This is a genomic window from Dyadobacter tibetensis Y620-1, assembly GCF_000566685.1.
Classification (GTDB): domain Bacteria; phylum Bacteroidota; class Bacteroidia; order Cytophagales; family Spirosomataceae; genus Dyadobacter; species Dyadobacter tibetensis.
In genome coordinates this window covers 1213109-1227368 of record NZ_AZQN01000003.1, presented here as the reverse complement: position 1 = coordinate 1227368, position 14260 = coordinate 1213109, and the positions used below count along the sequence as shown (strand labels likewise).

Sequence of the window (14260 nt, the reverse complement as noted above, 5' to 3'; positions counted from 1 at the left end):
TCTTCTTTTAAAATAGATCCATTTCTATAATTGTAATCAGGATAATAGAAGATATATAAAATATAAAATTCCGGAAATATGAACAGACCATGTATGGCATCAAAATATTTGGTACACAGATATATAAACAAAGTCGCCCGGAACGAAATCGATCCGGGCGACAAAAATGCTCATAAGACTCCTCCTATTGTTTCTGCTCCGCTAGAAAAGTCACCAAAGAAGCGAATTCTTCATATGAAAGTGCATTAGCAAGTCCTTCCGGCATCATCGAGTTTTCTAACTCCTGGCGCGAAATGATGTTATCGACCTTAATGGTATATACCTGACCGGCGATATCCCTCAGGGTTAGCTTAGTAGAAGTCTCCTCCGTAACAAAACCCATATAAGTCTTATCTCCTTTGGCCGTAATCAGTACCGAGGCAAAGCCCTGAGAAATGGATGCATTGGGCTTTAAAATGGACTCTGCAATCTGCTGACGATTCATTATAGAACCTACCTGTCCCATATAGGGCCCTTTCATAACGCCCCCCTTTTCTATACTGTGGCAGGCCACACAGCCCTGCAGGGTAAACAGCTTTTTGCCCAAGGCGGCGTCCCCAGGTATTTTTTCAATGGCCAACATTACGTCTTCAATTGAAGATTCTCCTACCTGTCCTTTTTTATTTTTTATTTTCTCCAAATCAATTTTCTTCTCCTCCTTAGCTAAAGGCTGTTCCTCTCCACCAAATTCGGCAATTCCTAGTCTTAGTTTGCTATTCATTTCGGCGAAGAAATCTTTGCCTTGCTGATCGGCTTTGTTAAACGCTGTCATCAGCAGCGTCTTAATCCGAGGTGAAGAAGACCATTCAACGCCTTTGTAATAGGGTCCGCGGGTATCTGGGCGGGTGCTCCACCACCAGCTACCATCATAATCGGCCTCCTTCTGATACAATCTCGCCAGGGCCATCAACAGTTCCTTTTTCTGATCTGTAGTCTTGGCCTGTCCGTATGCTCCAATCAGACCGTCAACGGCCTTCTCATCGTGCATATACCGAAGAGCCCATAATGCAAGGCGGTTATTTTTAGTGCCAATTGCAGCCACACATGCCTCCACTGCATGAAGATTCACCAGAGCCTGAACCGCAATATGGGCGGGAATGATCTCCGCATTAGGCTTTGCATGGGGGCCTTCTGTACCCTTCTCCGGAGCTACAAAGGAGGCGGGGACAGGGGTATTTAACAGGGCCTCGGCTACTTCTTTCCTTCCCATGCGCCCTAGACCAATGGTAGCAGCTACCCGCAGACGGTCAGATCCAGAGTTCAAAGCCTTTATGAATGGCTCTGTAGGGACTTTCGCCAGGGTTCCTTTTCGATCTGTAAGGGCCCTAAGCACTGTCTCTTCCAGATCTTTGTCGGCAGTGAGTTTCAACAGGTTTGGAATTGCTTTTTCTCCTTCAATCTGTGAATAAGTATAAATAGCAGCAGTCCGTACGGACTTAGAAAATTTAGCGTTGCTTGCTGTGGCCCAGGCGATTTTACTCGCGGCCTTTGCGGGGCGACGAAGTAGCTCCTGCTGAGCGGCGAGACGAGCTACAGAACCGTCAGCCTGAAGCAAAGTGGCCAGTTCTTTCATTGACATTTTTCCTACTTCAGGAAACGGCTTATAAATCCAGTCCTTGGGTACAGCACGAACGACGAATCCCTTCCCAGGATTGCCAGAATAGCCCGCTCCATCCCAGGCCGACAAATACAACCGTCCCGAACCATCTACATCTAAATCCGTTATCTGAGCTAGTTTTATAAATTCCTCCTCTTCCTGTTTATAACTCGCTCCATTAGCAACTACCCGGTGGATATATAACTGACTGCGTCCCCAATCCGCCATCATAGGCACATTATTGTATTTTTCGGGCCAACTTGGATCATCCATATATAATGCGCCTGTCCCCGATCCCCCGCCGACATCCACTAATGCTGGCAGAATCTCCTCTGTAAAATTCTTAAATAATACAGGGTAACCATATTCACCAGTTTGAATCTGATGGCTGAAGCGAACATTCCAGCCTCCCCCATCGTTGGTATTCCCGCGGGCAAAAATATTCATATAGGGGTCTATTGCCACATCATAAATATTACGCAGACCATGCGTATAAACTTCCATTTCAGTTCCATCCGGCCGCACCCTTAGTACGCCTCCACCCAGCATGGTAAGCTTGGTTCCCGATCGATCTATCGCTTCATGAAATCCAAAATCGCCTACCGCGATATATATCCATCCATCTATACCCATGCGAATTCCATTGGTTGCATGGTCCGTTCCTCTGTTTCGGAGAAACGTGGCGTTGCTTACATGTTCAATAAGCGGTTTCGACGGTCCATCTGCAATTCCATCCTGATTTTTATCTTCAAATACAACCAGATCCATTCCACTGGCTTTCCCGGTTTCCTTGGAAAATACCGTGTGCAGTACAAAAACCTGGTTACCATTGACGATAATGCCACGAGGATTGTCGGCAAGGGCAAAAACAGTATGCTCGTCAACCTTTCCATCGTTGTCCCTGTCTACTAGCTTAACAATACTTCCCTTACCCGGCTCCTTTCCTAAGGAACCCATTTTATCTACTCCTACATAAACATCGCCATTAGGCGCCACAGCAAGGCAGGCTGGACTGGGCGTAAGATCGGAGGTGGAGAAGTTTGAGATATTAATCTGGTCTGGCCAACTTTTGGCATTGGGAAGTGAATCGGTAACCGAACCTATCGCTAGATCGGCTACTCCCGATTCGGGAACTGGTGTCGGGTAAAACCAGTACATCAGCAAAAAAGCAAAAACCAGGCTGGAAGTAATTTTCAACATAGGTATTAGAATAAATTAAGCACGTTTAGGAATTAAGACAATTCCTGCAAAATAAATCAATTTTAGGGAGTTGTTTGTGTTATTGAAACACAATTTTTAGCTTAAGATGCAAATACCTATTTGTTTTATGCAAAAGTAATGGCCAATAACAGCAACAAGAATTGACTTTTACGCTGACCTTTCCAACTCTAAAAGAAGAAAGTCCCACTCAACTTGGCAAAGAACGGGGTTCCTGGTGTAAAATGAATCTCTGAAACGGGTTCCAGCTCATGTTCCAATCGGCTTTCCGTATCAAATTGGGTTTCTTTCCATTTCGTATTGAAAATATTCTGAACAGACATTCCGAAAGTGAAGCGCGGTAAGCTATAATTAAGTTGCAAATCGTTGACAAAGTATCCTTTAGCCTTCACAGAATAGTCTTCGTTGGCGGGCCTGTTGGCCATATACCTATAGCGTAAAGAACCGCTCAGACCATTGTTAAGCTGCATGGTAAGACCTCCCGTGGTCGTAAAAAGGGGAGCCAGCGGGATATAGTTCAGGCCCTCCTGTTCCTCCAGTGACCTGGGTTTAGCAGTACTAACATCGACATCTGCATAAATGGTCTTACTCAACTGGTAACGTACCGAAACATCTATGCCCTGCCGTTGGGATTTTCCACTCGGTTCCACCACCCCTGCATCGCCTACATATACAAATTCCTGCTCCATCCATAAATACCATAATGCAGCATTGACCAACATTTTCGGGAATGGTTTGAAAATCATTCCCAGATCAGACCCATAGGCTCCGGGCAATATTTGCTTCCCCTCCAGAGGGACTACCACGCGCGTGTCATTGGAATGAAATCCCTTTCCGGTATTCAGATATAATTGTAGTCCAGGATTGAAAGTATAATAAAAGTTCAATTTCGGTGACAGGATGGTAGCTGAAGCTCTTTGTGTATCGACAGGCTGTCCGAGGAGGTCTTCATAGGCATTTCGGAAATAGTCGAATCGAAGCCCAGCATTGATCATCAACCGATCATTAATTTGTACTTTTTCATCGATATAAAGGGCCATGTTCATCTCATTGATATTCCCATACTTATATCGTTCCAAAAGTATATTTCTGTTTTGGGTATGTGATAATCCTATATTACCGACGATATCCTGTCGGAACTGAGCGCCAAGGGTACTCGTCCAACTTGTTTTTCCCAAGTGATGTTCCCTGCTGATACTCCCGTTATAGCCAAATAGATTTCTGTTATCTTTCTGACGTATCTGATCACCATTTACAGGATCTTCCAGAAAAAAAGTAAAGTTAGAGAATAACTCGAATTGATAATTGCTGTAGAAAAACTGGTTTTTGACCACATCGTTTCTCGGAGTTACTGTAGCCAGCTCCGCATTAAAATTAGTCCTGCCGGTGCTTCCACCTTCCGTGGGATCAATGGCCCCGTAGAAGCCAATCTGCCCCGACTCATAGGCACGATCCGGGATCTGCCCCGATGCATCCCATTGACTCCAGAAGGTTGAGCCTGTCAGACGTAGCGTGCTATTTCCTAAATGTCGGTGGTATTTACCGACTATGTTAAGGCGATTAAAGTGCTGAGGGCTATCGAAAAACCCATTGGAAAAAGAGTATTCCGAAGCCAAATATGCGCTCTGATTTTTTTCTTTCCCTTTTTTCCCCAATAAATCGATACCTGCAACTGCGCGAAAAGTATCGAACTGTCCGCCTTCCATTTTTACAAAGGATCGCTCCAGCGCATCTTTTGTCCTCAGGTTGACCCAGCCAGCGGTAGTAAAATTGCCCTTATCGGCGTGATACGGTCCCTTTTTAAAATCCACCCCTTCAACGAGCTCAGGAATCACGAAATGAAGGTCGGCATAGCCCTGTCCATGAGCATGTGAAACCATGTTCACGGGCATGCCATCCACCATAAGATTGATATCGGTACCATGATCGATATCGAATCCCCTTAGGAAAATCTGCTCCGACTTACCTCCACCTGCATGTTGCCCGATAAATAAACCTGGTACCATACGCAATATCTCCTGTGCGTTATTAATGGGTCTGAGCTTAATATCTACCCCATTGATAAGCTGCTGATCGTGGGCACTTTGAGAGGAAATTATAACTTCAGCCAAATCGATATCATCTGCGGCCAAAGAGGTTTTCACAGTTAACTGCTGGTCATCGACTACCGCTATCTCAATGGTAATGCCTTTATACCCTACATGTGACAACTCAATTTTATAGAGTGATTCCACCAAATTACTAAAGCGATATTGTCCCAGTTCATTGGTGCGGGTGGACTGGCCCGATCCGGTCAATTGTACGCTCACATTTTTTAAGGGCAAGCCAGTCTGTAAGTCCTGAACGGTGCCAAGTATGTTTCCCTTGTGGGCAAAGGCAGTTAGCGATACAATATAAAGTAAAATAAAAAGGAGGGTGGTACGCATGTTAAAGTGCTATAGACTAAATATTTGGCAGTAAAAATTAAATACAAACTGAGGGTCGGAGGGACCTTAAAAAACTTGGCAACCTCCACATCTTATGGTAATACAAGCTGAACTAACCTATTTCTGGGTATTATTTAAGTTTCAAAACTTCCGGTTACCAGTGCAAGTTTAATAGGTTCTTCCGCCTTTAAAAAATTTTTTTCAATAGCCTTAGACTAGGAAACGGGGATTAATTGGCAACTAACTTAGAAGATTGCCTTAGCCTACTCATCAAAAACAGAACCGTGCTCTATTAGCCTATTATGGGCCACCCTGGAAAGCGTAAATTCTCCCTGCCCCTCGAGTATGAATCCTCGCGTGCCTGGCAGCTGCCTTCAGATCGTGATATGAGAGCGGCTCTTTTCTCCTTACCAGGCATCATTATCGATTTATTCCGCGCCAAGAGAAGAAGGTAAATTCATAATTCATTTCAGCCTGATTAAACACTTATGTTCTTATATTATTTTAGAGATCCAATCCAATATATCTCCCATTAAATGAACCCTTTTTGTTGGAATTTTAAAAATATTGTCTTCTAAATATTGAGTTTCCTTCCTCCCCGCTCGTTCCATTTTCTCTAGTTTAAACCATAGCATCGCTCTATTTATTTAATCCTATTTATAAATTTTAAAAAAAATATACTCTACTATATCTATAGACTTAATATTTTATAATAATATTGCATTGAAATTATCACTAAGAAAATAGAGAGCAACCATATGAGCAGGTACATTTTTACAATTTTGCTAACCATGGCAACCCTGACGGGAAAGGGACAAGCCTCCTTCCACAGGCTGGTCGGAAGCATTACTGACCAGGAAACCCTTAAGGGGCTACCTGGCGTCAGTATACAAATCAAAGGGGGGTATGAAGGAGCCATTTCTGATGGACAGGGGCAGTTTGAACTTATCTCCAGAACACCACTACCCTGGAACATACACCTTAGCTCCATAGGTTATGCTAGTCGGGATATCACTATTACCGAAATTCAACCTATAATTATAGGTCTCACTCCAGAAGCTATTCTTGGTCAGGAGATTGTGATCACTGCTTCCAGAGTGGAAGAGACCCTATTGAAGTCCAGCATGGCTATTGAAATGCTAGATCTTAAAGCGATCAGAAATGCGGCAGCCCCTGGTTTCTACGATGCTCTGGAAAATCTGAAAGGTGTTCAAATGACAACTTCCAGTCTCACCTTTAAGGTCCCCAATACCCGGGGTTTCAACAGCCCTAATAACTTCCGATTCACGCAATTGGTAGATGGAGTTGACATGCAGGCAGCAACATTGGGTGTACCCTTGGGAAATGCCATAGGACCCACAGAGCTGGACATCGAAAGGGTAGAAATCATACCCGGTGCTGCATCAGCTATATATGGGATGAATGCCATTAATGGTTTGGCCAACCTGTCGACCCGGTCTCCTTTTACCCATCAAGGATTAAGTATCTATCAGAAAGTTGGCGTTAATCATATAAACGGGCCGGAGCACAGTGCCGCGGCCCTTACCGAAACAGCCCTTCGTTATGCGGGCGTAATACGCAAAAAATTCGCTTTCAAAATCAATGCAAGTTACCTGAGAGGTACAGACTGGATTTCGGACAACCGTACCGATCAGAACCCAAATGATATGGTTACGGCCAACCCTTCCTTTCCCTCCCTATCGTTGGCAGACCACCCGGCTTATGATGCCTGGAACCGCTATGGAGACGAAGCCAATAATAATAGTCCGGTATCCATACAATATGAAGGCAAAACCCATACATTCAATGTCAGAAGGACAGGCTATTGGGAAAAGGACCTTTACGACCCTTCCGTTAAGAACGTCAAGGTAGACGCAGGATTGTTTTACAAAATTTCGGAAAACTTAACCATTTCGTATCAATATCGCTTCGGTCAGATGAATGGTCTGTTTCAAAGAGGTAACAAGATCAAATTAGAGGATGTACGAATCCAGAATCATCGGATTGAGTTACAGGGCAATGGGCTCACATTTAGGGCCTATACCACTTTGGAAAATACGGGAAAGTCCTACAATTTAAAGCCACTGGCTGACAACTTAGACCTAAATAACGGCTCGAATTCCGAGTGGGGACTCCGCTTCCAGCAGGCTCTGCAGGAAGGTGTTGATGGGGGGATCTCCCTGCCCAAAGCCTTTAGCAATGCCCGGTCGGTTGCCGACCAGGGGCGTGTAGAACCTGGCACCAAGGCTTTTGCCGACTTGAAAAATACCATTATTGGTATTAATAATTGGGACATCGCTGCCAATGTCCAGGGTGCTCCACAGACGGGAGGGGCCGCATTATGGCAGAACAGCCGAACCTATCATGCAGACCTTCAGTACCATTTTGCTGAAAATATAAAGTTTATGGACCTCTTGATAGGAGGAGATTTCCGTTTATATGAAGTCATTCCCGATGGAAACAACTTTGTGGACTTCAAACGTCCCTTAGCCGAAAGAACCAATCAAATGGAGGATGGCAGTTTCGGAAGTAATGTTTATTATAGTAAATATGGAGTTTTCGCTTCTGCAACCAAAATGCTGTTTCTTAACCGGCTCAAACTAAACATTTCGTGCCGATTGGATCATAATCCCGAATTCAGCCCCAAATTCAATCCTAGACTTGCCTTGGTATACACCGCATGGGAACAGCATAATTTCCGGGCATCTATTCAGAATGGGTATCGGTTCCCTGCCCTTTTCGAAGCCCTGTCCTATGTAAACAATGGCAATGTTCGCAGAGTAGGAGGACTTGCCAAAATAAACGAAGGTTTAGGTTATAATGAAAATTCATATACACAAGTATCTATCAATCAGTTTATAGCGGCAGTAAATCAGGATATAGCCAATGGAATGGAAAAGAATTTGGCTGCCCTTCGCAATCGGGGTACTTTGGTAGGTGCGAACCTGGGCAACTTACGCCCTGAAAGGATTTTATCCTATGAAGTGGGCTATAGAAGTATCATATTAAATAACAAACTTGTCATCGACTGGGACGCTTATTTGAATCGTTATGATAATTTTCTGGGTCAGGTAGAGGTTTCAGTACCTGTCGATGGCCAGATCGGGAGTGAGGCTGCGGTACTGAATATGCTGGCCAGAAGCAAACAGACCCGCTATAGGGTATATACGAATGCCAAGAATATCTATAGCAGTTATGGATCTTCGCTGGGAATTCAATTCTGGCCCATCAAAAAATATCACGTCAGCGCTAATATAAATTATAATAACATCAGGGCCAATACCGAAGCCGACGTATTTGTTACCGGATTTAACACCCCTAGGCTGGTGAGCAACCTAAGCCTTAGCAATCCGTCCTTATATAAAAATTTTGGCTTTAATATAACATACCGCTGGCAGGAGACCTTTCTATGGCAGAGTCCTCTTGCCAATGGCATGGTTCCAGCCATTCATCAGGTGGATGGTCAAATTAGCCTCACCATTCCCCGGCAGCAGCTCCGTATCAAAGCAGGCGGAAGTAATTTATTTAACAAGCGTTATTATCAATATGCCGCAGGTCCAAATATTGGCGGGATGTATTATGCGTCTGTAACCTGGGAAGGAATTTTATAAGTATTATTTATTTTTTACATAGCCTGACCGTCAATCAACTTATGATTTGACAGTCAGGCTATTACTATTAAATATGAGGAAGATTAACCTATCATTTAACCTTCAGGATACAATTAAAACAAAAAATAATTAAATATCTTGTACGGAATAGGATGCCCTTTACTTGTCTTACAGGCAAGAACCATGGCATTACTATTTTTAAGAAAATTATCACTTACGAAATATGAAACTCAATACTGCTGGACACTCGGATAATGAGCAGGAGAGATACTTGTTAAGTCCCTCCCAGCAAGAAACTGATTTGGGAGGCCAGAAGGGATTCGTGGTAGAAGACGAATTATTTATTAGAAGGAGTATCCAGCAGGATCCAAAAAAAGGAGTAGAGCTATTATTTTCCAGGTACTATCGTGTACTCTGTACGCATGCTGTCAAATTTGTAGGATCCAAACAAGTAGCCGAGGATTTGGTTTCTGATATATTTCTGCAATTTTATACCAACCGCACCTTTGAACATATTACTTGCTCTTACCGTGCCTACCTATTCAAAACAGTACGAAATCGGGGTTATAATTATCAAAAATGGGAAGCGACGAAAAAAATATCGCTCACTGAAGGCTATGATGTTTTAGATTCCGAGCATCAGCAGCCCGACCATATTACCCAATACGAAGAACTTTATCAGGATTACGAAAAAGCAATTAACGCTTTACCCCTCAGCCGTCGCCATATCTATCAGTTGTATCATACGGATGGTAACAGTATGAAAGAAATTGCGCAAAAGCTCAACATTTCAACCAGAACGGTAGACACACAGATTTATCGCGCTTCGCAAACCATTCGGGAAGCAATCAAAAACAAATGGTTTCTATCCTTGCTGGTCATGGTCAATATCCTTTAAGAATTTCAATTAACCTATAAGGGCAACTTCCTGTTGCCATACCATAAAAAACCATGGATGCACAAATTTCCAAGGCTATCCTTTTCGATCACTTTGCCGGCAACGCTACCGTCATGCAGCGAAGAATGATCGACGAATGGGTAAAAACACCAGAAAATGAAGAGCTGTTTTTCAAATATCTGGAAGAATGGGAGTCCTCCCGGCCCCAGTTCCCGATCGATCTTAATCGGGCCGAAACCAATTTTCGGCAGAAGCTGAGACATTATGACATTCAGGAGAAGGTTCAACAAACTACAGCTCCCACGAAATGGGTTCGAACGGCCCTCTGGATCGCTGCCAGCCTGCTATTGCTGGCAACCTCAGCCGTTTTAATGAAGGATACAATCCGTTATCGGGAGTTTAGTACCGATGCGGGGGAAGTCAGATCCTGGCAATTATCGGAGGGAAGTGTGGTCACCCTGAATGCCAACTCCACCCTACGCGTTCCCAGATGGAATTTTGGAATCAGTACCAGGGAAGTAACCCTCAAGGGCGAAGCGGAATTTAAAGTGACACATCTTAAAAACGATCAGAAATTCATCGTGCGTACTGACAATCAGGTTGATGTCATCGTCCTCGGCACCGAATTCACTGTATACAATCGTAACCGTAAAACAGAAGTGGTCCTAAAAAAAGGGAAGGTGCGCATAGAAAAGCAAAAGGGAGAAACCCGTAACAATCTGGAAATGGTGCCCGGGGATATGATCTCTGTAGAAAAAACAGGGTCGGTCCATAAGAGGCGCCTGAAAGCAGAAGTCCTTTATGCCCCGTGGAAGGACGATCGTTTTGAGTTCGACCAGACTCCCCTTTTCGAAGTAGCCACCCGGCTGGAGGAGCATTATAATTATAAAATACTGATCGTAGATAAATCCTTAAAGGAACTCACCATTTCCGGTTCTTTCAAAGCGAGCAATGGTCCCGAATTGATTGAGTCGATTGCCAAAATTCTGGATGTAAGCTATAGCATTCAAGGGAATAAAATTGAATTTAAACCTACCTCGTAACACATCCAATAATGACAAAACCACTACCTAATTCTCTCTAAAACATGAAACTACAACTTGGAATACTTTCGCTTCTGGTGCTGGGATTCAACCCACCAACTAAGGCACAGACACTTGCTTTTCAGCAACCTGTAGCGCCTTACACCAAGGAAAGATCGACTGCCTCCGTTAAGCTAACGGATCTTTTGACAAGGTTTAAACAGCATTACAAGGTCGACATTCTCTACGCCGATCGATCGGTACGCGATCGGCTGATTCTCGCTTCGGATATCGACTGGAACCGCAGTTTGGAACATAATCTTGGGAAAATACTCCCAGGTGTCGGCTTAGAATTTGAAAGGCAAAAAGGAGGATCATATGTAATTCTCAAGAAGGGAAGGCAGGAGCAAAACATGGATCGTTCAACAGGGAATATACCTAACGAACATCCTGGAGCACCCAACTTCTTAAGTGCTGAGCATGGGGCAGTGAACTATAAAACGGTCGAAAAAACGATTACTGGTTCCGTTCTCGACGAAAAGAACCAACCCCTACCTGGGGTCAGTGTGGTCATCAAAAATACGCAACGTGGAACCGTGACAGACGTAAACGGCAAATTTCAGCTGGACGTCCCCGAAGAAGGTGCTACTCTGGTTTTTAGTTTTGTAGGCTATGTAAAAAAGGAAATCCCTATCGGCAACCAATCGGTTCTCGACATTACCCTTGAGACCGATGAGAGCGCACTTGCCGAAGTAGTGGTCATCGGATATGGACAAGTTGAAAAGAATGATCTGACGGGGGCCGTCGGCTCCATCCAGTCTAAGGACATTGTGAGAGGCAACCCTGTTCAAGCCGCAAAAGCCTTACAAGGTCAGGTTGCCGGAGTAAATGTTCAAAAGACAAGTAATAAGCCTGGAGCCGGTTACAGCATTGATATTCGAGGTGAAAGCAGTATCAATTCTACCAATGAGCCTTTAGTCGTAATCGACGGGGTTATGGGCGCCAACCTCAACAATTTGAATCCCAGCGACATCCAATCGATGGATGTGCTCAAAGACGCCTCCTCAACAGCCATATACGGATCCAGAGGAGCCAATGGGGTAATCATCATCACCACGAAAAAAGGAATTTCCGGCAAGCCCAGGGTAAGTTACGATGCTTATGTAGGCCAAAAGAGCCCAAATCACTTGCCCGACCTCATGTCGGCCCAAGACTTTTACAAGGCCTACCATGACGACCGTCTGATGGATGGAGGAGTTTCGGAAAAATTCACCTCCACAGAAATGGCCACGGTAGAATCGGGCCAGTCTACCAATTGGCTTGAATTATTGACCCAACCTACTTTACAAACCAGTCATTCTATAGCGGTATCAGGGGGTAGTGACAAGACAACCTATTACTTCTCAGGAGGCTTTATGAAAGAAGGAGGAAGCGTGGCCAAGACTGGTTTTAAGCGTTATAGTATCAAAGGAGGGCTCGATAGTCAGCTCAACAAGAAAGTGAAAGTAGGCTTTACCTCCTATTACACTTACAACCTTTTTGAGCAGGGCTCCAACGAAGCAATCCGCTCGGCCTATCGTGCCCGGCCTACCGGGGTGAACAGCTTTGCCGACCTGCTCAACCCCGCCGAAAGCAGCGATATAGATTATCAGGGCTATGCGGTATGGATGGGCATTAATGACAAGCAGGTAATAAACCCAATCGTAGAGGGCCAAAGGGATAATTTCCGACATGAGATCCAGGGTTCAGCAATATTGGCCAATGCCTATGCAGAAATTGAGTTGGCAAAAGGGCTTAGCTTTAGGTCGTCGCTATCTACAGCCTATAATACTGAACGGGAGGGAGACTATAGAGGAACCTATACCAAGTCGCAGCTTACGACCCAAAAACCCAGGGCACAGTATGACAACCGGATTGAAGGGTCATTTACCTGGGATAATGTATTGAACTATAATATAAAGAAGGAGGCTCATAACCTGACCGTAACGGCCGTCCAGAGTGCGTTTAAAAATCGATACGAAACCTCTAACATTTCTGTCAACAACCTGCCTTATTCATCAGGCTGGTATGCTTTGGGAACAGCCGAAAACATTACCGGGGTTGGGAGTAGTCTGCGCGAAAATAGCCTACTTTCCTATATGGGTCGCATTAACTACGGTTTCAGGGACAAATATTTATTAACACTTACGGGTCGTTCCGACGGGGCATCTCAGCTCTCAGAAGGCAATAAATGGGCGTTTTTCCCCTCTGCAGCCTTGGCATGGAGAGCAGGTGACGAAGGATTTATTCGTGACCTGAATGTGTTCTCCGATCTTAAATTCAGATTGAGTTATGGTGTAGTTGGTAATGCTACTGTGAGCCCTTACGGAACCCAGGCCAATATTTCTAAAACAAATTATGACTTCGGTGGCACTCCAGCCTATGGCTTTACTCCGAGTAATCTTGCCAATAAGGATTTAAGATGGGAGAAAAGCAAAGAGTTTAACCTGGGAATCAACATGGGCTTTTTGCGAAATCGGATTACCACTGCCATTGAGCTTTACGACAGAAAAACGGTTGATCTTATTTTGGCCCAAAAAATCCCTAACTCCACAGGATTCGACCAGGTTACGGCCAATGTAGGAAAAATACAGAATAAGGGAATAGAAGTTAATTTGAACACGATTAATCTCGATACTAAAGGATTCAAGTGGAGTACAAACTTTAATTTCTCTACCAATAAGAATACCATATTAGAATTATATGGTGGAAGCATTACTGAAGACAAGGGCAATAGTCTATTTGTAGGTCAGGCTGTTAAAGTCAATTATTCTTATCAGTTTGACGGTATCTGGCAGACCAGCGAAGCAGATCAAGCCAAAGTTTACGGACAGGTACCAGGTTCTGTACGGGTAGTGGACCAGAATCAAGATGGCAAAATATCGTCAACAGAAGGCATCGACGATCGGGTGGTAATAGGTTCACAAATGCCCAAATGGCTATTGGGTGTAACAAACCGTTTTAACTATAAGAATATAGACCTTTCTTTCTTCGTCTATACGCGCCAGGGAGCCCAGTATCGTAATAACATGCTCAGTGGCACGATGGGTGATATTAGCAGTGGCCGCTATAATCATCTTAAGCTGAATTATTGGACTAGCCAGAACCCATCCAATGATTATTATGGTGTGGTAGCAGCGAACCCCTATCGGGCTGCGGTACAGTATCAGGATGCCAGCTTTGTCCGTGTGTCCGATATTACGCTGGGATATACCTTACCTTCCAAACTACTAGAGCGATATGGTATGAGTAACCTAAGAATGTATGCCCAGGCTTCGAACCCCTTTGTCTTCCACAAGTTTGATGGTCTGGACCCTGAATATAACTCCAGCGCTTACGATGACGACGTGCCCAGTTCTGTTCTGCTCTTTGGCATTAATTTATCCTTCTGATCCTAAAATATCATTCTC

General features: G+C 44.2%; 6 protein-coding genes. 4 read left to right on the top strand and 2 right to left on the bottom strand.

The features are described 5' to 3' along the window. Positions 1-184 precede the first annotated feature (184 nt). Positions 185-2836: a DUF7133 domain-containing protein gene (locus X939_RS0111880; RefSeq protein ID WP_025763495.1), complete on the bottom strand. Its 2652-nt coding sequence runs from the start codon at positions 2834-2836 to the stop codon at positions 185-187. A gap of 188 nt (positions 2837-3024) precedes the next feature. Next, positions 3025-5280: a TonB-dependent receptor gene (locus X939_RS0111875; RefSeq protein WP_025763494.1), complete on the bottom strand. Its 2256-nt coding sequence runs from the start codon at positions 5278-5280 to the stop codon at positions 3025-3027. 758 nt (positions 5281-6038) lie between these two features. Between X939_RS0111875 and X939_RS0111865 the strand changes: the two genes are divergently transcribed. The 4 genes from X939_RS0111865 to X939_RS0111850 all read left to right on the top strand — a co-directional run bounded on the left by X939_RS0111865 (position 6039) and on the right by X939_RS0111850 (position 14242). After that, on the top strand, positions 6039-8891 hold the full coding sequence (locus X939_RS0111865; protein WP_025763493.1) for a TonB-dependent receptor: 2853 nt from the start codon (positions 6039-6041) through the stop codon (positions 8889-8891). Between the two features lie 223 nt (positions 8892-9114). Continuing rightward, complete coding sequence (locus X939_RS0111860) at positions 9115-9789, top strand: sigma-70 family RNA polymerase sigma factor (RefSeq protein ID WP_025763492.1); 675 nt, start codon at positions 9115-9117, stop codon at positions 9787-9789. Positions 9790-9842: 53 nt separating this feature from the next. Continuing rightward, complete coding sequence (locus X939_RS0111855; RefSeq protein ID WP_025763491.1) at positions 9843-10832, top strand: FecR family protein; 990 nt, start codon at positions 9843-9845, stop codon at positions 10830-10832. 44 nt (positions 10833-10876) lie between these two features. Beyond that, a complete protein-coding gene (locus tag X939_RS0111850; RefSeq protein ID WP_025763490.1) occupies positions 10877-14242 on the top strand; it encodes a SusC/RagA family TonB-linked outer membrane protein in 3366 nt (1121 codons plus the stop codon). The last annotated feature ends 18 nt before the right edge of the window (positions 14243-14260 follow it).